Origin of the sequence: Actinoplanes sp. L3-i22 (assembly GCF_019704555.1) — a bacterium.
In the GTDB taxonomy this organism is placed as follows: domain Bacteria; phylum Actinomycetota; class Actinomycetes; order Mycobacteriales; family Micromonosporaceae; genus Actinoplanes.
Genome location: NZ_AP024745.1, coordinates 8,698,919 through 8,723,812 on the forward strand (window position 1 = coordinate 8,698,919; position 24,894 = coordinate 8,723,812).

Sequence of the window (24,894 nt, forward strand, 5' to 3'; positions counted from 1 at the left end):
GACCACGCCCGGTGATCTGCGGGCTCACCGGCTGTGGCGACGGTCTCAGAGTCGTCCGCGCCCAGTAAATTGTCAATCCTGGAAATCAATCTTTAACGGCTCTGCCAGCAATCCTGCGTTCACCTGGGCGGATCGTTAGGGAGAAGTCCGGCAGAAAAGACGAAAAACCCGGCGCCAGTCGCCGGGGAGCGACTGCCGCCGGGTTCCGGCCGGTGCGGTCAGCGCGGGATGACCGCCACCCCGTTCGCCGGGAGCAGGCCGTCGACGCCCAGGTCGACCGGCTCGCCGGTGCGGTTGATCAGGAAACGGTGCCCGTCCCGGACCGCCAACTCGACCCGCCCGCGCAGCTCCGGGGGCAGCTCGCTGGCCACCCCGGCCGGCTCCAGCAGGCGCGGGAGCAGCGTGGCGAGTCCGGCCGGGGCGAGGCGGGTGGAGACGTACGCCGCGGACCCGGAGCCCACCGCCCGGCGGGTGATCGCCGCCCGCCCGGCCTGGTCGCCGGTCCGATAGCCGGCGAGGATCTCGGTCGCCGGGTCGGTGACCTCGACGTGGTCGGTCCACAGGGTGCCGGTCGTGTCGTCGTCCAGCGCCACGCTCACCCCGTCCGGCAGCGGCCCGAACTCCTCGATCCGGATGCCGAGCAGCTCCCGCAGCGCGCCGGGGTATCCGCCCAGCCAGACGTGGTCGTTCTGGTCCACGATCCCGGAGAAGTAGGTGGTCACCAGGTGCCCGCCGGCGTCCACGAACGCGGCCAGCCGGTCGGCCAGGTAGTCCGGGACGACGTGCAGGATCGGCGCGATCACCAGCCGGTGCCGCTCCCAGTTCGACCCGACCGGGACCACGTCGGCGCGGACGCCCAGGTCGAGCAGCGCCGAGTACCAGTCGAGCGCCTCCTGGTGGTAGCGCAGCCGGTCGGTCGGGTGCGAGTCCTGCTCGGCCACCCACCACGACTCCCAGTCGAAGAGGATCGCCACGTCGGCGGGCACCCGGGCGGTCCCGGCGACCTCGTGCAGCGCGGCGAGCCGCTTGCCGAGGTCGGTCACTGCGCGAAAGACCGCACTCTGCTCGCCCGCGTGGGGCAGCATCGCTGAGTGGTACTTCTCCGCTCCGGCCCGCGACTGCCGCCACTGGAAGAAGCAGACCGCGTCGGCGCCGTGGGCGACGTGGGTCAGCGAGTCCCGGGCCAGCTCACCGGGCTGTTTGGCGAGGTTGACCGGCTGCCAGTTGACCGCGCTGGTGCTGTGCTCCATCAGGAACCAGGGCTGTCCGCCGGCCAGGTTGCCGGTCAGGTTCGCGGAGAAGGAGAGCTCGTCGCGGGCCTGCGGGCCGGGCGTCACGTAGTGGTCGTTGGCGACGAAGTCGACCTCGCCGGCCCAGGCCGCGTAGTCCATCCGCTTCACCCCGGGCATGACCATGAAGTTCGTGGTCACCGGGATGGCCGGGGTGAGCTTGCGCAGCACCGCCCGCTCGGCCCGGTAGTGCTCGCGCAGCGCGTAGTCGGAGAACCGCTGGAAGTCGAGCAGGCAGGCCGGGTTGATCTGGGCGGCGGCCTGCCGGGGCGGGATGATCTGCCCCCAGTCGGTGTAGCGCTGCGACCAGAAGTCGGTGCCCCAGGCCCGGTTGAGCACGGTCAGCGTGCCGTACCGGTGCCGCAGCCAGTGCCGGAAGGTGGTCGCCGCGTCCTCGGAGTAGTCGTGGCAGTTGTGCGCGCCGAACTCGTTGCCGACGTGCCAGGCGGCCAGCGCCGGGTGCCCGGCGTAGCGGGTGGCCAGCTCCCGGACCAGGCGCAGGGCGTGCTCGCGGAAGACCGGCGAGGTGGGTCGCCAGTACTGGCGGCCGCCCGGCCAGACCGTGTTGCCGTGCTGATCGACCAGCAGGATCTCCGGGTACGCGGTGGTCAGCCACGGCGGCGGCGAGGCGGTCGCGGTGGCCAGGTCGGCCAGGATGCCACCGCCGTGCAGCAGGTCCAGCACCTCGTCCAGCCAGGCGAAGTCCCACTGCTCCGGGCCGGGCTGCAGGCGGGCCCAGGAGAAAATGCCGACCGAGACGATCGTGACGCCGGCCGCGCGCATCGCCCGTACGTCGTCGGGCCAGACCTCGCGTGGCCACTGCTCGGGGTTGTAATCGGCGCCGTATTCCAGCCTTGCCTCGCCGGCGCGGCGAAGCCAGCGCCGATTCTCCGCGATACCCACGAGAGATCACCCTACGGCGAGCACGTCCCTACCAGGAGTTCTCCGGGCGGCCGTGACCCGGCCGATAGTAGCGGCGTGCAGAGCAGCGGACCCGAAACCGGTGACGGCGCATGATCGGTCGTTCCACCGGTGGAATCCGCCACCTGTGGTGGATCTACCTGGTAGTGACGTCCGCGCTGGCGGTCGTCTACGTCACCGTGCCGTTCAGCGCCGAGACCCGGTGGATCTACGTGGTGGTGAACAGCACCGCGCCGATCGCCACCTGGATCGGCATGCGCGGGCACCTGCCGCAGCGCCGGGGCGGCTGGCTGGTGATCGGGCTCGGCCTGGCGTTCTCGGCGATCGGCGACGTGATCTTCGCGGCGCACACCGCGGGCGGCAGCGATCCGGCGTTCCCGTCCGCCGCCGACGTGCTGTACCTGTTCGGCCATCTGACCATCGCCGCCGGCACGGCCATGCTCGCCTCCCGCGCCGGCCGGACCGCCTTCGTCGACGCCGCGGTGATCCTCTCCCCGCTGGCCAGCCTCGCCTGGATCCTGGTGGTGCAGCCGACGGTGACCGTCGGGGGCAGCCCGGCGGCCCGGTTCTTCGCGATGTCCGCGCCGGTCAACACGCTGATCGTGGTCTACTGCGCGCTCGCCCTGGCGCTCGGCGTGGAGTTGCGCGCCCCGGGCGTGCGCTGGCTGCTCTCCGGGCTGGTGGCCTGGTTCGTCTCCGACGCGCTCTACACCCATCAGGGCCTGACCGGGACGTACAGCGAAGGGGGTTTGATCGATCTGGGCTGGATGGCGATGCCGATCCTGCTCGGCACGGCCGCCCTGCACCCGTCGATGGTCACCACCACGCCCCGCCGCTCGGTGGTCAACGCGCTGACGCTGACCCGGGCCCTGATCCTGTTCGGCGCCGCCCTGCTGCTGCCCTGCCTGCACCTGTTCTGGGAGCCGGAGTTCTCGGACACCCCGCTGGTGCTCGGCTCGGCGCTGTCGATGGCGCTGGTCGCGGTGCGGCTGGCCGGGCCGATCCACGAGCTGTCCTGGCGGGCCGGGCACGACCCGCTGACCGGGCTGGTCAACCGCAGCCTGCTGATGGACCGGCTGGCGCTGGCGCTGAGCTCGATGCCGCCCGGCCCGGACGCCCGGGTCGGGCTGCTCTTCTGCGACCTGGACCACTTCAAGGACGTCAACGACAGTCTCGGCCACGACGCCGGCGACCAGCTGCTGATGGAGATCAGCGACCGGTTGCGGACCGCGGTCCGGGACTCCGACGTGGTGTGCCGGCTGGGCGGCGACGAGTTCGTCATCCTGATGCCGGACACCACCGAGGAGCAGGCCACCGAGATCGCCGGCCGGGTCGCCGACGAGCTCGGCCAGCCGATGCGGCTCTCCGACGGCACCGAGTTCTTCGCGTCGCTGTCGGTCGGGCTGCGCACCACCGGCGATCCCGAGGCCGACCCGGACGCCCTGGTCCAGGACGCGGACACGGCGATGTACCAGGCCAAGGCGGCCGGCCGGGGCCGGATGGTGCGCTTCGACGCGGAGATCCGGGCGGAGGCGGCGCAGCGGCTGCGGCTGGACGCCGACCTGCGCCGCGCGCTGACCCACCCGGGCGAGCTGTTCTGCGTCTACCAGCCGGTGTTCCGGGTCGACGACGGCCGGCTGAGCTCGGTCGAGGCCCTGGTCCGCTGGGAACACCCGGCCGACGGGGTGCTGCCGCCGGTCGTCTTCGTGCCGATCGCCGAGGCCGCCGGCACGATCGCGCAGGTGTTCGTGGTGGTGCTGGAACAGTCCCTGACCGAGCAGCGCGGCTGGTTCGACCGGACCGGCCGGTGGATCCCGGTCGCGGTGAACCTGTCGCCGCGCCAGCTCGACGGGTCCACCGCCCGGCTGGTGCTGAGCGCGCTGGAGCGGGCCGGCACCCCGCCGGACATGCTCACCCTGGAACTGACCGAGACCGGCATGGCCGAGCCGGAGACCGTCGAGGGCGCGCTCGGGCCGCTGCGCCGGGCCGGGGTGAAGATCGCCGTCGACGACTTCGGCACCGGGTACTCGTCGATGGCCCGGGTGGCCGACCACGGCTGGGACATCGTCAAGATCGACCGGGCCTTCGTCGCCGGCATCCACCGGGACCAGGCCCGTACCTCGCTGGCCGACGCGATGGTGAAGATGGCCCACGCCCTCGGCATGGTGACCGTCGCCGAGGGCGTCGACAACGCCGCCGACCTGCAGGTCCTCGCGCGCCTGGGCTGCGAGTACGCCCAGGGTTACCTGCTCTCCCACCCGGTCAGCGCGGACGGCATCCTGGAGCTGGCCGAGGTCGAGCCGCGCGAGTCGGTGGAGCTAGGCACCGGCCGCGTCGAGCCGGGCGAGCTGGCCGGCGTCGAGCTTGACGTCGAGGGCCGGGAGCAGGTCGTCTAGCTGCGCCGGGGTCTTCGGCCCGATCAGCGGGAGCACCGACGGCGCGGTCTGGTACCGCAGCCAGGCCAGCACCGTGCGATTCGGCGTAGAACCAACTTCCAGAGCGATTTCCTTGAGTACGGCGATTCGCGCGTCCGCGTCCGGCCCGGTGTAGTTGTCCAGCGCCCAGAGCCCGGTCCGCTCGGCCGCCGGGTTGTCGTAGACGCCCTTGAGGATCGGCGAGTACGCGACCAGCTGCAGGTCCCGATGCCCGGCCAGATAGTCCAGCTGCTCCACCCCGACGATCGACGCGGACGTGTTGCCGGCCTTGGCCCGCAGGTAGGAGTGCTGCTGCTGGACCGCGACCGGGGCGGCCCAGCCGTACCTGTCGCACAGCTGCCGGATCGCCTCCAGCCGCCAGGTCCGCACGTTGGACCAGCCCAGGTAGCGCGTCTTGCCGGCCTTGACCAGCCCGTCGAGCGCCGCCAGCGTCTCCTCCAGCGGCGTGTCCAGGTCGTCGACGTGCACGTAGTAGAGGTCGACGTGGTCGGTGCCGAGCCGCTTGAGGCTGGCGTCCAGCGCGTGCCGCACGGTGTCCGCCCCGGCCCCGGCGAAGGTGCGCCGGGCCAGCTCCCAGTTCGCGCCGCCGTCGGCGGTCCAGAGCTCGTCCGAGTACGCCGGCAGGGCGGTCCCCTTCGTCGCGAGGAAGACCTGGTCCCGGCGTCCGCGCAGGTAGCGGCCCAGCAACTGCTCGCTCTCGCCGCCGCGGCTGCCCGGGTGCGCCCACCACTCGTAGCAGTCGGCGGTGTCCAGGAACGTGCCGCCGGCGCCGCGGAAGCGGTCCAGGATGCGGATCGCGTCGGGCTCGCTCGTGGCGCCGCCCATCTGCATGGTGCCGAGGGCGAGCGCGCTGACCTGTGTGCCGGTCCGGCCCAGTTCGATCATTTCCATGCCATCGACGCTAGGGGCTGGAGCGCGCTCCAGGTCAACCGTCCGAGTGATGGAACACACTTTCGATACGAGAGCGTTCCGTTTCCTAACCCCGGGGACTACTGTCCGATATTGAGATACGAGACAGTTCCGTTTCAAAACCCGGGGAGAACGCCGGATGAACGACACCCAAGCACCATCCCAGACCGGGCATCCCCGACGCTGGGCCATCCTCGGCGTGCTGGTCATCAGCCTGCTCGTGGTGGTTCTCGACAACACCGTGCTGAACGTGGCGCTGCGCATCATCGCAGACCCGCAGCACGGGCTCGGCGCCACTCAGAGTGAGCTCGAGTGGGCCATCAATTCGTACACCCTGGTCTTCGCCGGCCTGCTCTTCACCGCCGGCATCCTGGCCGACCGGCTCGGCCGCCGGATCACGCTGGTCGTCGGCCTGTCGCTGTTCGGCATCGCGTCGCTGGTCTCGGCGTACGCGAACAGTCCCGACCAGCTGATCGCGGCCCGCGCGCTGATGGGCCTGGGGGCCGCGGCGGTCATGCCGGCCACCCTGTCGATCATCGCCAACGTCTTCGAGCCGAAGGAGCGCGGTCGCGCCATCGGCGTCTGGGCCGGCGCGGTCGGCCTGGCCGTCGCCCTCGGTCCGATCCTGGGCGGCTTCCTGCTCGAGCACTTCTGGTGGGGCTCGGTCTTCCTGATCAACGTCCCGATCGTGATCGTCGGCGTCTCGCTGGTCTTCCTGCTGGTGCCGGAGTCACGTGACCCGAAGCCGAACCGGATCGACGTGCCCGGCGTGCTGCTCTCCATCGTCGGCCTGACCCTGCTGACCTACGGCGTGATCAAGGGCGGTGAGGACGGCTTCGGTGACGTCCTGGCCTGGGGCCCGCTCGCCGGCGGCGTCCTGGTCCTGGTCGGCTTCGTCCTCTACGAGCGGTCCATCGAGTTCCCCTCGCTGGACGTGAAGCTCTTCAACAACCGCCAGTTCTCCGCCTCGACCGGCATGATCGGCCTGGTCTTCTTCGCGGCCATGGGCTCGATGTTCTTCGGCGCGTTCTACCTCCAGCTGGTCCGTGGCTACGGTCCGCTCGCCTCCGGCGCGCTGTTCGTCCCGTTCGCGGTCGGCCAGATGGTCTTCGCCCCGATCAGCTCGAACATGGTGAAGAAGTTCGGTCCGAAGGTGGTCAGCACGGTCGGCCTGCTGCTGGTCGCGCTCGGCCTGAGCACCTGGCTGCTGATCGGCGCGACGACCCCGATCGTCGTGGTCGCGGTCGCGTTCTTCCTGATGGGCGTCGGCATGGCGAACGTGATGCCGCCGGCCACCGAGTCGATCATGGCGGCGCTCCCCCGGGAGAAGGCCGGCGTCGGCTCCGCGGTCAGCAACACCATCCGGCAGCTCGGCGGCGCCCTGGGCGTCGCGGTGCTGGGCGCGGTCCTCTCCTCGGTCTACCGCGACAACCTGGGCTCGGCCACCGACGGCCTGCCCGGTGCGGCGGCCGACGCGGCCCGCGAGTCCATCTCCGGCGCCTACGCGGTGGCCGCCCAGGCCGGTCCGGCCGGGGCGAACCTGATCCACACCGCGAACGAGTCGTACGTCACCGCGATGCACTGGGCGGCCGGTGGCTCCCTGATCTTCGCGCTGCTCGGCGCTCTGGTCGCGGCGCTCTTCCTGCCGGGCAAGCGGACCGAAGGCCCGCACAGCCCGGTGCTCGCCGAAGAGCAGGGCGTGGCCCTGGTCGAGGCGTAACTCAGCAGTAACAATGAACCCCATGACCAGCACCACGTCGGCCGGCCAGGAGCGCAAGGCTCCTGGCCGGCCCCGCAACGCCCAGGCCGACCAGGCCATCCTCGACGCGGTGCTGACGCTCCTCGCCGAGGGCACCAGCGCGGCGGCCGTCTCGATCGAGTCGGTCGCCGCGAAGGCGGGCGTCGGCAAGGCCACCCTCTACCGCCGGTGGCCGAACAAAGAGGCCCTGCTCATCGACGCGGTCCGGAGCATGAAGGGCCCGCTGCCCGAGCTCACCGGCGCCTCCGCCCGGGCGGATCTGATCGCCCTGGTCACCGCGAACCGGTCGTCCCGGGCCCGGGAGTTCGGCATCGTCACCGCCTGCATCCTGCCGGAGCTGCAGCGCGACCCCGAGCTCAACCGGATGCACCACGCGGTGATGGAGCCCCGCCGCGAGCGGATGCGCGAAATCCTGCGGCACGGCATCGCCACCGGCGAGTTCCGCCCCGACCTGGACATCAACCTGACCGTGCTGATGACCTCCGGCCCGTCGATGATGCTGGGCATGTTCGGCGACGCCACCGGCGTCTCCGAGGAGGACTTCCCGACCCGGCTGGTCGACGCCCTGCTGCGCGGCGCCGGCGCCTGACCGCCGTCACCGGCCCAGACAGCTGCGGGTCAGGGCGGCGATCTCCGCGACATCGCCGTCACCAGCCCAGATAGCTGCGGGTGAGGGCGGCGATCTCCTCGACCGAGGCGATGCCGGTCTGCTGGTCGGGGTGACCGTGGGAGAGGACCGAGAGAGCGACGTCGGTCTTCTCGCCGCTGATCCGGCCGGTGCTGTTGATGATCCAGCGGTTGTCCTCGGACGAGCGGGCCAGCCAGCCGTTCTTCTGCGCGGTCTGCTCGCCGCTGAAGCTCGCCGCGCTGATGCCCCAGGTCTGGTCGGCGTTGACCCCGGCCATCAGGTTCAGGATCAGCTGCTTCGAGGCGGTGGTCAGCGGGCCGCCGGACGCGGTCAGCGCGGACACCATCCGGGTCTGGTCCTTGGCGGTGGTGTGGGTCAGGCCGAAGTTCGGCTCCGGGTCGGTGTCGTTCAGGCCGAGCCGGTGCAGCGCCGTCCGCAGCCCCGGCACCCCGCCGACGGCGTCGTAGACCGCGCTCGCCGCGTCGTTGTCGCTGGCCACGATCATCTTGCGGGCGCGCTTGCGCTCCGCCGAGGTCAGCGCCCGGCCGTCGTCCTGCGCCTGGAGGAGCAGCGCGGCGAGCAGTTCGACCTTCACCACGCTGGCCGTCTCGAACGGACGGTCGCCCTGGAAGTCGTACCGATGCCCGGTCTTGCGGTCGACGAAGGAGACCGCGAAATCGCCCTGGCGCTTGGCCAGGACCCCGGTCAGGCGCGCGGACCGCTCGGCCCAGGTGCCCTTGGCCAGCTTGCGGTTGACCTGGTCGCCCTTCTGCGGCCCGGGGAACACCTTCCCGGGCTCGGCGATCTTGATCTCGGTGCCGAGCGTCTCCAGGTCGCCCTTCCGCGGGGAACCCACGTTCGACGCCGGTGGGAGGGACCGCGCCGGCTGCCCGCTGAGCGCGCCGGCCAGGAAGCCGCGGAAGATCTGGTACGGCATCCCGTCGCCGTTGATCGCCTTGCCGTTCTTCGTCCGGATCGGGCCGGGCTTCTCCCGGCCGACCCAGGTCACCGCGGCCAGGCCGGGCGCCCAGCCGGCGGTCCACGCGTCGGACGAGTCGGAGCTGTTCCCGAACTGCTGGGAGCCGGTCTTCGCGGCGGCCTGCAGCCCGGGGATCGCGCCGTCGTGCTCGACCACCTGGGCCAGCACCGCGCCCACGTCGGCGGCGACGCCGCTGTCCAGCGCCCGGGTGGTCCGCGGCGCGGCCTTGTAGAGCCCGGTCACCGACTGGACGAAGTGCCGGTCCACCCGGCCGCCACCGTTGGCCAGGGTCGCGTAGACGCCGGCCAGGTCGGCCGGGGTGACCGGGTAGCGCCCGATCGCGATGTCCGACCGGGTCCTGCCCGGCGCCAGCTCGCCCTTGAGGTCGACCATGGTGGTCTGCTCGTCGTACTTCTCCGGGATGCCGAGCCGGACCGCGACGTCCCGGATGCTCTGCGGGCCGATCTGCTCGGCCAGCGCGTAGAACGGCGTGTTCAGCGAGTAGACCATCGCGGTGTCCAGCGGGCAGATCGGGCACTGCAGATTGTCCAGGTTGTAGAGCGGGGCGCCGCCCCGGCCGGCGAAGACCCGCGGCGAGGTGCCGTTGTAGTACGACCGGTAGTTGATGTCGTGCTCCTCGGCGGCGGCCAGCACCAGCGGCTTGAACGTCGAGGCCGGCGGCCGTGCGGCCAGCGCGTCGTCGTAGAAGCCACGGCCGCGGTCACCGCCGTAATAGGCCCGCACCCCGCCGTCGTGCGGGTCGATCGCCACCAGCGCGGACCGCAGATCGTCCGGCTGGCCCTTCAGCGCCCGGCCGATGGCGCCGGTCGCGGCGGCCTGCGCGGCCGGGTCGAGCGTGGTGGTGATGTGCAGGCCGCCGGTGCGGATCTGCTGCCGGCTGATGCCCGCGGTGACCAGTTCGTCCTCCACCCGGTCGGTGATCAGGCCGATCGGGCCGCCGATCGTGCTCGCGGTGACCGACTCCTTGGCGACCGCCGGGTACGCCGTCGTGTCCGCCGCGCCGGCCGGCAGCCAGCCGGCCTCGCTCATCGCGCGGAGGATCCACTTCCACCGGTTCAGCGTCCAGCGCGGGTCGACCGCCGGGTCGCCGCGCGTCGGGTCCTTGACCATCGCGGCGAGCACGGCGCCCTGGTACGCGGTGAGCCGGTCCACCGACGTACCGAAGAAGGCTTGTGAAGCGGCCTCGATGCCGGACGCGCCGCGGCCGAAGTAGATGGTGTTGAGGTACCGCTCGAGGATCTCGTCCTTGGTGAACCGGTGCTCCACCTTGAGCGCGAGCGCGGCCTCCTTGGCCTTGCGGCCGACCGTGCGCTCCTGGGTCAGGTAGGCGTTGCGCACGTACTGCTGGGTGATCGTGGAGGCGCCCTGGCCGGTGTCCTTGACGATGTTCGACCAGGCCGCGCGCAGCAGGCCGCGCACCGAGACGCCGTAGTGGTCGTAGAAGCCGCGGTCCTCCGCGGCCAGGAACGCCTGCCGGACGCCGAGCGGGACCCGGCTGAGCGGGACGTCGGTGCGGTCGCTCGTCCCGATCCGCGCCAGCACGGTCTTGCCGTCGCGGTAGTAGAGCACCGACGCCTGCGGGGGCGCCGGGTCGGACGGCAGGTCGACGCTCCACACGTAGCCGGCGGCGGCCAGCACCAGGACCACCTGCAGCACGACCAGGGTGGCGGTCACCCGGCGCAGCCATCGCGGCCACCGCCGGACCCAGCCGACCGGACGGCGCCACGCCAGCTCCCGCAGACGATCCGGACTCCACCGCATGCGATTCTTCCCCTCGCCATGCGGTGGCCCCGATGCCCCGCGTCTGAGTCCAAGACGCGAGCCAGAGTTCGTTTTGGGTGATGAAGGTGGAGAAGCTCACTTTTTACGTTCGGAGGCAACCGATCCGGCCGCGAATCCGTACCGCGCTCACTTCCGGGCCGGCGCGGCGGGCAGAACGCGGTGCCGGGCGCCCGGCGCGCGCTCCGCGGCGGGCCCCTCGACCGCTCCGGTACGCCCGGGCCGAGCCCCCGCCGCCCGTTGCAGCGCCCCGCGCAGCCGCTCCTCCTCGCCCGCCCGGTCGCGGTACCAGGCCAGCGCCCACGCCCGGTGCAGCCGCCAGCCGAGATCGATCAGCACCTGATCGGTGAGCCGGTCCCGGTCCCGCGCCGCCGGGCAATCCCGGTACCCGGGCCCGTCGCACCGCACGCCGAGCAGATAGTCCCCGGACGGGTCGTCCGGGTGCCGGATCGCGATGTCGACCCGCCCGCCGGAGGTGCCCAGCCCGGTCCGCGCCGGATAGCCCCACGAGCGGACCGTCTCCAGCACCGAGTCGACGAACTCGCTCACCCCGTCGGCCAGGTCCAGGCTGGTGTCGCCGGCGCCGTGCTCGACGTAGTCCAGGTACGCGGCGAGCTGCCGGACCCCCTCGTTCTCCGACTCCGGGACGTCCCGGGACAGGATCGAGGTGACCAGCTCCACGCGGTGCCGGGCGCGGGTGATCGCCACGTTCAGCCGGCGCCACCCGTTGGGCCGGTTCAGCGCGCCGAAGTTCGCGCTGATCTTGCCGGACTCGTCGTAGCCGTAGCCGATCGAGAAGATCATCACGTCCCGCTCGTCGCCCTGCACCGACTCCAGGCTCTTGATGAAGAACCCGTGCAACCGGTCGTCGGCGACCGCCCGCTCGAGCGCCGGATGCCCGGCCGCGACCTTCGCCAGTGCCCGTTCGATCGCCTCGGCCTGCGCCACCGAGAACGTCACCACGCCCAGCGTGCGGTCCGGCCGGGTGGTGAAGTGGTGCACGATCCGCTCGGCGACCCGCTCCGCCTCGACCGGGTTGTCCCGGCTGGTCGCCCGCCGGTACACACCGGACACCGGGTACAGCGCGACCCCGGTGTCCGGCCCGCCGGAGCCCGGCGCCGGGAACGTGCTGAGCCGTCCCTGGTAGAACGCGTCGTTCGCGAACGCCACCAGGGCCTGGTGCCGGCTGCGGTAGTGCCAGGTCAGACCCATCCCGGGGAACGCGCCGCAGGCCTTGGCCAGCTCCAGCACCGACTGGTAGTCGAGCACCTCGGTGTCCTGGGCGTTGCTGAACGAGCGGTCGAAGAACGACGTCGGCGGCAGCTGCCGGTCGTCGCCCGCGGTGATCAGGGACTGGCCGCGGTAGATGCAGTTGATCGCGTCGGCCGGGGTGATCTGGGACGCCTCGTCGAAGATGACCGCGTCGAAGCCGATGTCCGCGGGCAGCGACTGGCTCACGGTCAGCGGGGACGCCAGGACACACGGGCGCAGGGCGAGCACGACGTCGCGGGCGCGGGCGATCAGGTCACGGACCGGCAGTTGCCGGTCGGCCTTCATCGCCTCCCGCCGCAGCAGGCCCGCGGCGGTGCTGTCGGCCGGCGGCCGGCGGGCCTCGACCGACGCGATGATCTCGCGCGCCGCGATCGCCGCCAGCTTCTCGTCGGCCTGCCGGAACTCGGTGACCAGCCGGTCCCGGTCCTCGGCGCGCCAGGGCCGCAGCCGGTTGTCGGCCCGGACCACCGCGTCGACCCAGCCGTGCAGCAGCGCGCGTTCCAGCACGTCCGGCACGTCGGCGCCGTCCACCTGCTGGTCGGCGCAGAACTCGACGGCCGCGTCCAGGCCGTGGAAGGTCAGCACGTCCCGGGCGTCCAGGCAGGCGAACCACTCCTCCTGGCCGCTGCTGTCGTCCCGGATGTCGCGCAGGAAGGCGGCCGCCCGCTGGTAGTCGGCGAAGCGTTCGCGCAGGTCGGCCTGCCGGGCGGGACCGAACCCGGCGAGCACGGCCCGGCTCGCCTCGGCCCACTCCTGGGCGCGTTCGGCGAGCCCGGTGATCGGCCGCAGGTCCTTGAGCGCGGCAACCTGCGCCTCGGTGAGCGGCCCGCCGGTGAACTCGCGGGCCTGCGCGGCCCAGTCGACCGACACACCCCCCACTTCAAGATCAATTTCTACGGTACGGCCACCGAGCACCGCCTCGGCCTTCGCCGCCGCCGCCCGCAGCTCGGCCAGCCGGAGCGCTTCCGCGTAGTCCAGCGTCCGCCCGGTCGCCGCGTCGAACGCCCGGACCGTGTCCCCGGTCGCGTGCAGCGCGTCGACGTGCCCGGTCAGCCAGGTGATCGCGTCCTCGATCGGCCCGGACACCAGCTCCGGCCGGGCCGCCGGATAGGGCGCCGGCCGCAGCGTCGCCTGCCAGCGCAGCAGCGCGTCCCGGGCCTCGGTGACCACCTGGATCGGCTCCGGGTCGGGCCCCGGCGCGCAGACGTAGGTGAGCACCGACTCGACGCCGCTCTGCGGGGCCGACGCGAGCGCCGCGGTGGCCACCGCGATCGCCTCGTCGAGGGCCGCGAAGTCGGTGCCACGGCCCTGCCAGTACCGGCCGAGCGCGGTCGCGTACGCGTGCTCGGCCACCGCCAGCTCCTGCCGCGCCCGCTTCCACGCCACCGCCGTGCTCAGCCGGTCGACGGCGTCGCCGAGGTGCGCGGTCGGCAGCACGAACCCGGCCAGCGCCCGCCGGTCCCGCCGGTACGCCGACCGCAGCTTCCCGAATCCACGGTGCACGGTCACGAACCGCTCGGCCAGCTCCTCGACCGGCTGCGCCAGGATCGCCTCGGCGAAGTACGGCCGGGCCTGGATCTCCGCCCCGACCAGCACCTCCAGGGCGCGTCGCAGCGCGCTCGACCCGGTCTGCACGCCGGCCAGCGCGCCCGGCCCGAACCAGAACCGCTCCGGCTTGTGCGGCCGGGCGCCCAGCTCGGCGACCGCCGCCACCCGGGCGATGTCCCGGATCGTGGTCGCCTGCGGCAGCCCCAGCTTGGTGGTGACCCGGTTGACCGCGCGGCGGTGCTTGTCGAGCTGCTCGGCGGCCTTGGCGAAGGTCCGGGCCAGCTCGTCGGCGTCGGCCGCGGTGAGCGTGTCCAGCTGGACCGGCGCGGCGAGGGTGTCCAGCTCGGGCACGATCGGCAGGTCGGCGGCGGACGGCAGGGCGGTCCAGGCGACGCCGGCCCGCTGCTTGACCGCCTCGGCCGCGCCCGCGGCGGCGGCCAGCTCGTCGGTCCGGCGATCGGCCGCCTTGCGGACCGGGTCCAGATCCGGCGCGGTCAGCCAGGAGTCGGCGACCCGGTCCGGCCGCCGGCCGGCGTGCTCGGCGAGCCGCGCCAGCGTGGTCGCGTCGGCCGGCTCGCGCAGGCCGAACGCCCGGGCCGCGGCGTCGGCGATCCGGGCCGACCGGGCCAGCGTGGCGAGCGCCTTCTCGGCCCGGCTCAGCGCCGGGTCGAGCGGCTCCCGGGTGCTCACGTCCCGCCAGGACAGACCGTCGCCGTCGACCATCGCGCGCCACGACCGGGACAGCTGGTCGGTGGCCTCCCGGACCCGGCGCAGCACGTCCGGGGTGAGCGCGTTCGGGGCGATCGCCGGGACCGGCGCGGCCGGGGCCTCGGCGAGCCCGGCGCAGCGGCCGATGATCTCGTGGAGGCTCGCGTTGAGTGGTTGGCGGGTCTCGTTCATCGCGTACGCGAACGAAGTCAGTTTTTCCCGGCGCTCGCGAAGCGCGCCGCGGTCGACCGCCGGGCCCTCGCCCGGGGTCTCCGGCGCCTCGTCGACCGCCGCCGCGAGCAGCGTCGCCACCTCGCGCCGGCCGGCCTGCTGCCCGTGCAGCTCCAGGATGTAGCGGTCCAGCCCGGCCTCGGCGAGCCGGTTGCGCACCACGTCCAGCGCGGCCACCTTCTCGGAGACGAACAGCACCCGCTTGCCGGCGTGCAGCAGCGCCCCGATCATGTTCGCCACGGTCTGCGACTTGCCGGTCCCGGGCGGGCCGTCCATCACGAAGCTCTGCCCGGCCAGCGCGGCGGCCACGCAGGCCCGCTGCGAGGAGTCGGCGTCCAGGACCAGCGGCACGTCCTCGGGCGGGGCCAGCCGGTCCACCTCCTCCGGCCGGATCGGGGTGAACCGGAACTGCTCGGTCTGCCGCCGGTGATCGGTGGTGGCCAGCGCCCGGACCACCGGGTGCGCGAGGATCCGCTCCTCGTTCTCCTGCAGGTCCCGGTAGATCGCCTCCTTGTGGAAGGTGAGGCAGGTCAGGATGACGGTCCGCTCGATGTGCCAGCCGTGCCGCCGGGCGACCGTGTCGGTGAAGTCCGCCCAGAACCGGTCGACGTCCAGCTCGGCGCCGGGCTCCAGCCCCTTCAGCGCGATCCCGGCCTGCCGCAGGCGCAGCGCGAGCGCCGGGTTCAGCACCGGCTCCTCGTCGCGCAGCCGCAGCTCGGGCAGCTCGCCCAGCTCGTTGCTGACCAGCTCGGCCGGGAGCAGCAGCAGCGGGCTGGCGTAGCCGCCGGTCTCGCCGCCGGCGCTCTCGTCGTCCTCGGCCGGCCGCCAGTGCAGCAGGCCCAGCGCGAGATGCAGCACGGCCACGCCCCGGTCCAGGTACTCCTGCTGGGCGCGGCGCTGCATCCGGCGCAGCAGCGGCCCGAGCGACCGCTCGGCGACCTCGGTCCGGAACACGCCGTCCGGCGCGCTCCCGCCCGGGCCGGCCAGGGTCGCCCGCCCGCCCCGGGTCAGCGCGGTCACGATCGGGCCCGGCTCCGGCGAGGTGATCTCCAGCAGGTCGGCGTTCCCGCCGGAGAAGTTGATCAGCCGGTTGTTGTCGCCGAGGTCGACCAGACTCTCGCGCCAGGCCCGCAGCGCCGCATGCACGCCGGCCCGCGCCGGCCTGGGTTCGGGCTGTTCGTCGTCGTCCCGGGGTGCCATGCCCCGATTGCAGCAGCACAAAGGCCTTTCGCGAGGCAAAATCGCGTTCTTCGTCTTTGTCGCTTTCCCCCACACCCGAGCGACCGGCCCGCGCCCGAGCAAACAGCCCGCGCCCAAGCCGGCCGGCCCGCAACCGAGCAAACGGCCCGCGCCCCGCAGCGCCGGCCGGTCAGTGCAGGACGACGGCGGGGGCCGGGCCGTCGCTGGCTTCGGCGAGGCGGGCGGTGAGCAGGCCGGTGTCCGCGTCGGCGCGCAGCGGCCGCAGGTGGGCCGGGTCCAGCGGGGGCACCTCGACCTGGGAGATCAGCGGGTGGAACGGGCGCCGGTCCACCTCGCCCGGCGCGAACAGCGTCTCGGCGAGCTTCTCCCCCGGCCGCAGTCCGGTGTACTCGATCGCGATCTGCTTCCCGGACAGCGCGACCATCTGCCGCGCCACCTCGGCGATCCGCACCGGGGCGCCCATCTCCAGGACCAGCGCCTCGCCGTCCAGCCCGATCGCCGCGGCCTGGATCACCAGGTGGACGGCCTCCTGCGTGGTCATGAAGTAGCGGGTCACGTCCGGGTGCGTGACGGTGACCGGGCCGCCCTCGGCGATCTGCGTGCTGAACGTGGTGAACACCGACCCCCGGCTGCCCAGCACGTTGCCGAAGCGGACGCTCAGGAACGTGCCGGGGCGGCGCCGCGCGGTCCAGGCGGTCAGCCGCTCGGTGATCCGTTTCGAGTAGCCGAGCACGCTGGACGGCGCGGCCGCCTTGTCGGTGGAGATGTTCACGAACCGCTCCACCGACTCGGCCGCCTCCAGGACGTTCAGCGTCCCGATCACGTTGGTCTTGACCGCCTCGGCCGGATAGCGCTGCAGCAGCGCGAGGTGCTTGAGGGCGGCCGCGTGGAAGACCACCTGCGGCCGGCGGGCCCGGAAGATCTCCCGGATCCGGCCGGCGTCGCGCAGGTCGGCCAGGATCACCGACGGGTCGTCGAGGCGGGCCTGCGGGTCGATCGAGAGCTGCACGGCGAGCAGCGACGTCTCGTCCCGGTCCAGCATCATCAGCTCGGCCGGCCGGAAGTGGTGGATCTGCCGGCACAGCTCCGAGCCGATCGAGCCGCCGGCGCCGGTGACCAGGACCCGTTTCCCGGTCAGGTAGCCACCGATCACGGTCAGGTCGGTGTCGATCTGGTGCCGGCCGAGCAGGTCGGTGACCTGCACCTCGCGGATGTCGCCGACCTGGACGCCGTGGTCCATCAGCTCGCTGGCCGACGGCACCACCTTGAACGCCGCGCCGGCCGCGGTGGCCCGGTCCCGGACGTCCCGGACGAGCGCCGCGTCGGCGTTGGCCACCGCGAAGACGACCAGCTCGACGCGGGTCCGGGCGAGGACCGCGGCCAGGTCGTCGCGGGTGCCGAGGACCGGCACGCCGAGGATCCGCAGCCGGCGTTTGCGCGGGTCGTCGTCGATCAGCCCGATCGGGACGTACCGGCCGGACGGGTCGTGCAGCATCGAGTCGACCAGCAGCTCGGCCGCGGATCCGGCGCCGAACAGGATCGCCGGGGCGGCGCTCTGCGGGCGCCGGCGCCGGGACAGCTGCACCCGCCGGACGTAGCGGCCGGCGAGCATCAGGACCAGGGCGACCGCGCCGCCGATGGCCGGTAGGCCGGGTGGGATCGGATGCCGGGAGAGCAGCAGGTCGACCGCGGTCAGGGCGAGCGTCACGACGACCGTGGTGGCGGCGACCGCGCGCACGTCGTCGAAGCCGGCGAAGCGGTAGCGGCCCCGGTACAACCCTCGAGTGTGGCCGACGCCGGCCTGCAGCGCGACGGCCATCAGCATCGCGGCGAGGGCGCCGGCCAGGTGCAGGCGGGTCGGGGCGAAGTCGTACCGGGCGAGGACCGCCGCGAGGAGGCCGACCAGCCACGCGGCGCCGTCCACGAGTAGCGGCAGCAGGCGAGCGGCCCTCATGTCCGGCACTCTAGCAGGACAAATACGGATTAAAACGGACTATTCCGATACCGAAGAAGCGCCCTTTATCCGGTCATATCGTAGCCGCGTGGGCCTGCGGGATTACCTCCGTGTCGCCAGACGGCACTGGTGGTTGCTGCTGGTCTCGGTGGTCGTCGCGCTCGGCGTGGCCCTGGTCGTGAACCTGAACACCACCCCGGTGTACGCGGCACGGGTCACGTTCTTCTTCTCCACCCCGATCGCCGGCGCCTCCGACCTCTATCCCGCCAGCATGTTCAACACCAGCCGGCTGTCCACCTACGCCAAGTTGCTGACCAGCGACGAGGTCGCGACCCCGCTGGCCGGCACGCCCGGCATCGACCTGGATCCGCAGGAGGTCCGGGACGCGATCTCCGCGGCCACGATCGCGGACACGGTGATGATGGAGGTGAGCGTGGAGGACCAGGACCGGAACCGGGCGTTGCTGCTGCTCACCCGGGTCACCCAGCGCTTCGAGACCGCGGTCGAGGACCTGGAGCGGCCGGCGCCGACCGAGGCGTCGACGGTCAAGGTCACCGTCGTCACCGGGCCCGCCCTGGACCCGGACCCGGTCGCCCCGAACACGCTGAACAACTACGCCCTGGCCACGGTCGCCGGCCTGGTGGTCGGCGCGATGACCTCGGTCGGCCGGGAGGTGGCCGACCACACCGTCCGGACCGCGGAGGCGCTGGAGCTGCTCACCGCCACGCCGGTGCTCGCCCGGGTGCCGCTGGACCCGGGCAGCCCGTTCGTCTCGCCGAGCACCTCGGCGCGGACCGAGGCGCTGCGCGAGGTGCGCACCCAGGTGCAGTGCGCGGCCGCCGCCGCCTCGGTGAAGACCCTGGCGGTGACCAGCGCGGTCCCCGGCGAGGGCCGGTCGGCCACCGCGTGCGGGCTGGCGCTGCTGTTCGCCGAGGCCGGGCAGCGGGTCCTGGTGGTCGACGCCGAGCTGCGGCACCCACGGCTGGCCGCGTTCCTGGGCCGGGAGGACTCGGCCGGGCTGAGCACGGTCCTGGACGGCACCGCGATGCTGGAGCAGGTGCTGCAGCCCTGGGGCGCCGGACTCTGGCTGCTGGCCAGCGGGCGGACCCCGCCCAACCCGAGCGAGCTGCTCAGCTCGCCGCGGATGACCGAGCTGGTCGACGACGTACGCAAAAGATTTGATGTGGTGATCTTTGATTGTCCGCCCCTGCTGCCGGTGACCGACGCGGCCGTGGTGGCCGCGCGCACCGATGGGACGCTGCTCGTGGTGCGCGCCCGGCGAACCACGTCGGCGCAGGTCACGGCGGCGGTGCAGGCGCTGCACGCGGTCAACGCCACGCTGCTCGGCTGCGTGCTGAACATGGTCACCCGCAAGGGCCCGGACGCGGTGCCGACCTACGACACCTACCTCTCCGGGCCGAAGCCGAAGCAGCCGCCACGGTCCTGGGGCGACTGGAAAACGCAGGCGGCGGCCTGATGACGATCCTCGGAGCGCGATGATGGAACTGCCCTATGTCTCGGTCGTCATCCCGTGCTGGAACGAGGCCCGGTTCGTCGACGCGTTCCTGGACTCGGTGAAGGCGCAGACCTATCCGGCCGACCGGATGGAGATCCTGCTCATCGACGCGATGAGCGACGACGGCACCCGGGCGATCGTCCGGGAGCACGCGCTGCGCGAGCCGAACATCCGGCTGCTCGACAATCCCGGGCACAGCCGGCCGGCCGCGCTGAACCGGGGCATCGCCGAGGCCCGCGGCGACGTCATCGTCCGGCTCGACGTGCACGCCGAGTACGACCCGGACTACCTGCTCAAGTGCGTGCAGGGCCTGCTGCGCAACCCGCGGGCGGACAACGTCGGCGGGGTCCGGCGGTCGCTGCCGCGCGACGACACCGCGGTGGGCCGGGCGATCGCGGTGGCCGCCACCGACATGTTCGGCTCGGGCGCGGCCCGGTACCGGACCGGCGCGGGCGGCCCGCAGTGGGTCGACACCGTGTTCGGCGGCTGCTACCGGCGCACCGTGTTCGAGCGGATCGGGGTCTTCGACGAGCAGCTGAGCCGGGCCCAGGACCGGGAGTTCAACCAGCGGCTGCGGGCGGCCGGCGGGAAGGTCCTGCTCCTGCCGGACATCTCCAGCACCTATTACGCGCGCAGCGACTTCCGCGAGTTCTGCGCGTGGACGTTCGAGGCCGGCTACTGGCCGTTCCGGGCGTCCCGCTCGGTCGGCCGGTGGATCGGGTCGTTCCGCAACGTCGTACCGGTGGGCTTCGTCCTGACCATGGCGGCCGGCGCGGCCGCCGCGCCCCGCTCGCGGACCGCGCGCTGGGCCACCGCCGGGATCGCCGGCCTCTACGGCGCCGTCGCGCTCGCCTCGGCCGGGCGGCTGGCCTGGCGACATCGCGATCCGGCGCTGCTGGTCGCACTCCCGGTGGTCTTCGTGACCACGCACGTCGTCTACGGGATCGGCTCGATCTGGGGCGCCCTCGACCCGGCGGCCCGGCGCGGATGAGCACGATCCTGCATTACCACCGGGGGCGGGTCGCGCTGCACGCGATCCTGCGGGCGCTGCACGTCTCGGCCGGGGACGAGGTGGTGGTCCCGGCGTACACCTGCGCGGCGGTCGTCGAGCCGCTGCTGCGGCTCGGGATCACGCCGGTCTGGGCCGACATCGACCGGGTGACGCTGAGCCCGGTCGACCTCGCCGGGCAGCTCACCGAGCGCACCCGGGCGGTGATCGTGCAGCACACCTTCGGCTATCCCGCGCCGTTCGAGGAGCTGGCGGTGCCGGTGGTCGAGGACTGCACGCACCTCGGCCCCGGCTCGATCGACGCCGGGAAGCGGGGCGTGGCCGCGTTCTGGTCGTACGGCTGGGGCAAGCCGGTCTTCGCCGGGCTGGGCGGGACGGCGGTCGTCCACGATCCGGCGCTCGCCGCCGAGATGCAGACCCGGTACGCGATGTACGCCAACCCGCCGGCCACCCGTGAGCTGCTCACCGCCGGGCTGATCGCCGCGGGCCTCGGGGTGCCGTGGCGGCTCCGGCCGCACTGCCGCCGGGTGACCGGGGTCCGCCCGACCGATCAGGAGTACGGCTGGCGGATGAGCCGCACGGCCCTGCTCCGGCTGCCGGGACGGGTGATGGCGGCGCGACGCGATCTCGACGTACGCCGCAAGGTGTTGACCGCCTATGAGACCGGCCTGGACCGGATCGGCGTGCTGCACCACCCGCGGCCCGGCCCCGGCGCGGTCCCGCTGCGTCTCCCGGTGCGGGTCTTCGGCAAGGACAGCGTGCTGCGCGAGGCGGCCGAGGCCGGCGTCGAGCTCGGCGGCTGGTTCCGCACCCCGGTGCACCCGCTGACCGGCGACGACCTGGCCGCCGCGCACTACCGGAAGGGCTCCTGCCCGAACGCCGAGTGGGCCGCGAACCACCTGGTCACGCTGCCGATCCGGAGCAGTCTGCGGCCGTCGGACGTGGACCGGGCGATCCGGTTCTTCGGCCGGTTGAAGGCGAAGGGCCATGTCTGACCGCCGGCCGCATGCCCACCGGTGAACGCCTGCGTCTCCGGTCACTGCTGCGGATCGTGCCCGCCGCCGTGCGGCGCGACTTCGTCGCCACCCTGGCCGTCCAGTGGTTCGTGCTGGGCACCGGGTTGTACCTGTTCCACCTGGTCGCGCAGCGGGGCAGCGTCGGCGGGTTCGCCTACTACCAGATCGCCCGGGGCACGGTGAGCACGTTCCAGCCGGCCCTGATGCTCGGGCTCGGCCTGGGCCTGCAGCGCTATCTGCCGCGCACCGAGCACACCACGCGCCGGCTCGCGCGGCACGCGCTCTACGTCGAGGCGGTCCTGGTCACCGTCGTCGGGCTGGTCGGGGTCGGCGCCGGCACCTGGATCGCCGGCCGGCTCGGGCTGACCGGCGGGCGGGACGCGGTCGCCGCCATCCTGATCATGCTGGGCGGCAACTGCCTGTGCGCCGCCGGGCTGGCCGCGCTGCGCGGCAACCACCAGGTCGTCGACTCGAACCTGATCTCCGGGCTGGGGCTCGGCCTGATCCCGCTGGTCGCGTTCCTGACCGCGGACCGGATCGAGGACTTCCTGATCATCCAGGGCATCGGCTCGGCGGCGGTCGGCGTCTGGGGCACCCTGGTCGTGCGGCGGCGCCCGGTGTCCCTTCTGGAAGATCAAGAGCCAGACCTCAAGACCCTCATTGCGTACGGCGTACGCCGCATGCCCGGTGAGGTGGCGCTGCCGACGCTCTACACGTTTCCCACCTTCGCCGTCGCCGTGACCGTGCCCGGCGGCCCGGAGCCGGGCTACGTCGGGTTCGTCACCTCCGCGGTCACCCTGATCTGCTCGCTGTTCGCGATGCTCACCCCGGTGCTGCTGCCCCGGCTCAGCCGGCTGTTCCACCGGGCCGGTGAGGACGCCGGGGTGCGTCAGCTGCTCACCGTGCTGCCACTGGTGGCCGGCGTGCTCGCCGCGGTGCCCACCCTGGTGATCTTCGTGTTCGCGCCGGTGCTGGTGCGCGGGTTCCTCGGCGACGAGTTCGCCGGCGCGATCCCGATGCTGCGGCTCGGGGTGTTCGCGGCGATCCCGCTCGCGATGTTCTACGCGGCCCGGCCGACGATGGAGACGCTGCTCGAACCGAAGTTCATCAGCCGCCTGCTGCTCGCCTGCCTCGCCCTGGAGATCGTGGTGACCGCGATCGGCACGGTGTTCCTGGCGCCGACGCACGCGGCGGTGCTGGGGCTCGCGGCGGCGGCGACCGCGCTCGGGGTCGACGCGGTCGGGCTCGCCGCGTACGCCGTGCGCCTGCCCCGGCGATGACCGCCCCGCCCGCCGCCGCCCGGCCCGGACTGGTCGTCGGGATCGCGTTCGTGGTGGCGCTGGCCGGCCGGTTCACCCTGGCCCGCGCCGGCGTGGACATCCCGGTCGTCAACGACGTACGGGTGCCGCTGTTCTTGATCTTGTTGTTGAGCCTGGCCCTGGAGTCGCACCACGCCGGCCACCACCCGGGCGAGGGCGGTCAGGCCCTGCTCGGCGTCCTGCTCCTGCTCGGCTACCAGGCCGCCTCGGTGCTCTGGGCGCCGCCCGGCGCGGTCACCGGCCCGATCCTCGGCGACCTGTGCGCGATGGCCGGACTGCTGGCCGTCTACTACCACCTGGCCGCCTGGGACCGTGACCGGGTGACCGACACGACGCTGAAGCTGTGTCACGTCGCGGCCTGGGTCTACTTCCTGGCCGCCGCGACCGGCCGGGGCCACCAGTCGAACGGCCGGTGGGCGGCGCTCGGCGGCGGCCCGAACGTCTTCGTCCGGCTGATGGTCCTCGGCATGATCACCTCGCTCTACCTGTACCTGCGCAACGGCGAGCGGCTGATCTGGCTGGTGCCGATCCCGGCGTTCCTGTTCGGCGCGATCGCGTCCGGCTCCCGCGGCGGTCTGGTCGGGCTCTTCGCCACTATCGCGATCGCGCTGCTCGCGATCCGGCCGCGGATCGACTTCGCCCGGATCGCCAGGCCGCTCGCCCTCGTCGGGGTGGTCGGCACGATCGTGGTGATCACCGGCGGGCCGCTGATCGCCGGCTTCGTCCAGCAGCGGTTCGTCAACGCGACCGTCGGGCAGGGCTACACCTCGGAGCGGGACGTGCTGTTCGCGATGGCGTTGCGGTTCTTCCTGCAGCACCCGCTGCTCGGTGCCGGGCTGAACGGCTTCCCCACCCTCAGCGGCCTCGGCGAGGGCAACGTCTACGTGCACAACCTGCCGCTGTCGATCGCGGCCGAGGGCGGGGCGATCGGGCTGGGCCTGCTGCTGCTGGCCTGGCTGGGGCTGTGGCACGGGTACGTCGCGGTGCCGGTGCGCGAGCGCGGGCTGGCCGCCCGGACCTCGGCCTACTGCGGCATCTTCATCGGCGCCACCTGCCTGTTCTCCGGCGACTACTACGACGCCCGGCTGATGTGGATTCTGTTGCTGCTGGCCGCGGTGCACCCGGCACGCGCCCCGGCCACCTCGGTCAGGACCTTCTCGAAGTCCTGAAACAGCAGGTCACGATCGAAATGGTCACGGGCGAGCGCGGTCGCCGCGGTCCGCGCCGCCGCGCAGGCCGCCGGATCCCGCAGGAAGGCCGCCGCCACGTCGGCCGCGCCGCCCGGGTCGTCCGGCGGCAGGACCAGGCCGGCCCCGGTCTCGGCGAGCAGGCCGGCGATCCAGCCGCCGTGGTTGACCGCGACCGGGCGGCCGGCGGCCAGCGCGTCGAGCAGCTTGTTCGACGAGTCGCTGCCCAGCTCGGGACGGTTGATGGTGAGGCCGGTGGCCAGGTCACAGGCGGCGAACCAGGCGACCACCCCGGTCTTGGGGACCGGGCCGAGCAGGAACAGGTTCCGGTTCAGCACGCCCAGCTCGTCGGCGAGGATCCGGATCGGCTCGCGCATCCGGCCGTCGCCGACGATCACGATCCGTACCTCGGGATCGGTGTCGGCCAGGCGGGCGGCCATCCGGACCAGGTAGTCGACGCCGTTGACGACGCCGAGAGCGCCGGCGTACAGAATCATCGGCCGGTCCTGGAGCCACGGTGTGGCCCGGCGCAATTCCTCCCCCTGCTGGTCACCGCCGAACAGCTCACGGTCGCAGCCGTTCGGGACCACGGTGACCGGGACAGCGGGGAACCGGCTCCGGATGCTCGCGGCCATCCCCCGGGAGAGCGCGATGACATGCGCCGACCGGTGATAGGCCCACGCCTCGAGCCGGCGCGCGGCCCAGCGGGCGGCCGGCGAACGCAGCGCGCCCAGGGCGATCGGCACCTCCGGCCACAGGTCGCGGACCTCGAACACCATCGGCACCCGCCGGCGCCACGCGGCATACGCGCCCGGGATCGCCACCGTCAGCGGCGTGCTCGTCGCGAACACCAGATCGTGCGGCAGCCGCCCGGCCTCGAGCGACGATCGACCGACAAACCCCGCAAAAGACAAAATCCGCCTACGGTACGACATCCTGTTGTCGTAAGGAACCGGCAGCCAATGCACCACGATGCCGGACTCCACGCTGATCCGGGTCCGCTCCCCGTCCGGATCCCCGGTGATCACGTGCACCTCGTGGCCACGCTCGACCAGCCGCCGGGCGAACTCGTAGGAGCGCGTCCCGCCGGCCATCCCGGGCGTCTTGAAGTACTGATGGATGTACGTGATCCGCACGGCTCCCCCTAAACGGCCGGCACGCCCTTGACGGTCCGGCCCGCCTCCACGTCCCGGACGATGCGGGCGTTGGCGCCC

14 protein-coding genes are annotated in these 24,894 nt (G+C 72.8%); 8 read left to right on the forward strand and 6 right to left on the reverse strand.

All coding sequences use genetic code 11. From position 1 onward, the window contains the following. Positions 1-218: 218 nt before the first annotated feature. Positions 219-2,192, reverse strand: coding sequence for a beta-galactosidase (locus tag L3i22_RS39020; protein WP_221322482.1), 1,974 nt, complete (start codon positions 2,190-2,192; stop codon positions 219-221). Positions 2,193-2,302: 110 nt separating this feature from the next. On the opposite strand from L3i22_RS39020, the gene L3i22_RS39025 reads away from it, so the two are divergent. Then, positions 2,303-4,606 (forward strand): bifunctional diguanylate cyclase/phosphodiesterase, encoded by a 2,304-nt coding sequence (locus tag L3i22_RS39025; protein WP_221322483.1) that lies wholly within the window; start codon positions 2,303-2,305, stop codon positions 4,604-4,606. Here the strand turns inward: L3i22_RS39025 and L3i22_RS39030 are convergent. Further along, a complete protein-coding gene (locus tag L3i22_RS39030; RefSeq protein WP_221322484.1) occupies positions 4,529-5,536 on the reverse strand; it encodes an aldo/keto reductase in 1,008 nt (335 codons plus the stop codon). The two genes, L3i22_RS39025 and L3i22_RS39030, sit on opposite strands and share 78 nt — an antisense overlap. A 157-nt stretch (positions 5,537-5,693) precedes the next feature. On the opposite strand from L3i22_RS39030, the gene L3i22_RS39035 reads away from it, so the two are divergent. Both L3i22_RS39035 and L3i22_RS39040 read left to right on the forward strand, forming a co-directional pair. Then, complete coding sequence (locus L3i22_RS39035) at positions 5,694-7,274, forward strand: MFS transporter (protein WP_221322485.1); 1,581 nt, start codon at positions 5,694-5,696, stop codon at positions 7,272-7,274. Positions 7,275-7,296: 22 nt separating this feature from the next. Then, positions 7,297-7,902, forward strand: a complete 606-nt coding sequence (locus L3i22_RS39040) for a TetR/AcrR family transcriptional regulator (RefSeq protein WP_255657506.1) — start codon at positions 7,297-7,299, stop codon at positions 7,900-7,902. Positions 7,903-7,960: 58 nt separating this feature from the next. Here the strand turns inward: L3i22_RS39040 and L3i22_RS39045 are convergent, their stop codons facing one another. The 3 genes from L3i22_RS39045 to L3i22_RS39055 form a co-directional block, all read right to left on the reverse strand. Beyond that, positions 7,961-10,702: a transglycosylase domain-containing protein gene (locus tag L3i22_RS39045; RefSeq protein WP_221322487.1), complete on the reverse strand. Its 2,742-nt coding sequence runs from the start codon at positions 10,700-10,702 to the stop codon at positions 7,961-7,963. Between the two features lie 147 nt (positions 10,703-10,849). Continuing rightward, the gene (locus L3i22_RS39050) at positions 10,850-15,679 is read right to left on the reverse strand and encodes a DUF4011 domain-containing protein (protein WP_221322488.1); all 4,830 of its coding nucleotides are present in this window, start codon (positions 15,677-15,679) and stop codon (positions 10,850-10,852) included. Positions 15,680-15,848: 169 nt separating this feature from the next. Next, positions 15,849-17,633 (reverse strand): polysaccharide biosynthesis protein, encoded by a 1,785-nt coding sequence (locus L3i22_RS39055; RefSeq protein ID WP_221322489.1) that lies wholly within the window; start codon positions 17,631-17,633, stop codon positions 15,849-15,851. Positions 17,634-17,721: 88 nt separating this feature from the next. Between L3i22_RS39055 and L3i22_RS39060 the strand changes: the two genes are divergently transcribed. The 5 genes from L3i22_RS39060 to L3i22_RS39080 are packed head-to-tail and all read left to right on the forward strand — an operon-like array spanning position 17,722 to position 23,662. After that, a complete protein-coding gene (locus tag L3i22_RS39060) occupies positions 17,722-19,110 on the forward strand; it encodes a polysaccharide biosynthesis tyrosine autokinase (RefSeq protein WP_221322490.1) in 1,389 nt (462 codons plus the stop codon). Positions 19,111-19,132: 22 nt separating this feature from the next. Further along, positions 19,133-20,140: a glycosyltransferase family 2 protein gene (locus L3i22_RS39065; protein WP_221322491.1), complete on the forward strand. Its 1,008-nt coding sequence runs from the start codon at positions 19,133-19,135 to the stop codon at positions 20,138-20,140. Beyond that, positions 20,137-21,153, forward strand: coding sequence for a DegT/DnrJ/EryC1/StrS family aminotransferase (locus L3i22_RS39070; RefSeq protein WP_221322492.1), 1,017 nt, complete (start codon positions 20,137-20,139; stop codon positions 21,151-21,153). The genes L3i22_RS39065 and L3i22_RS39070 overlap by 4 nt, the downstream gene beginning before the upstream one ends. An 11-nt stretch (positions 21,154-21,164) precedes the next feature. Next, entirely contained in the window at positions 21,165-22,454 is a 1,290-nt protein-coding gene (locus L3i22_RS39075; RefSeq protein WP_221322493.1) for a lipopolysaccharide biosynthesis protein, read from the forward strand. Continuing rightward, complete coding sequence (locus L3i22_RS39080) at positions 22,451-23,662, forward strand: O-antigen ligase (protein WP_221322494.1); 1,212 nt, start codon at positions 22,451-22,453, stop codon at positions 23,660-23,662. The genes L3i22_RS39075 and L3i22_RS39080 overlap by 4 nt, the downstream gene beginning before the upstream one ends. Here the strand turns inward: L3i22_RS39080 and L3i22_RS39085 are convergent. Then, positions 23,566-24,816, reverse strand: a complete 1,251-nt coding sequence (locus tag L3i22_RS39085; protein ID WP_255657507.1) for a glycosyltransferase family 4 protein — start codon at positions 24,814-24,816, stop codon at positions 23,566-23,568. The two genes, L3i22_RS39080 and L3i22_RS39085, sit on opposite strands and share 97 nt — an antisense overlap. Positions 24,817-24,894 lie beyond the last annotated feature (78 nt).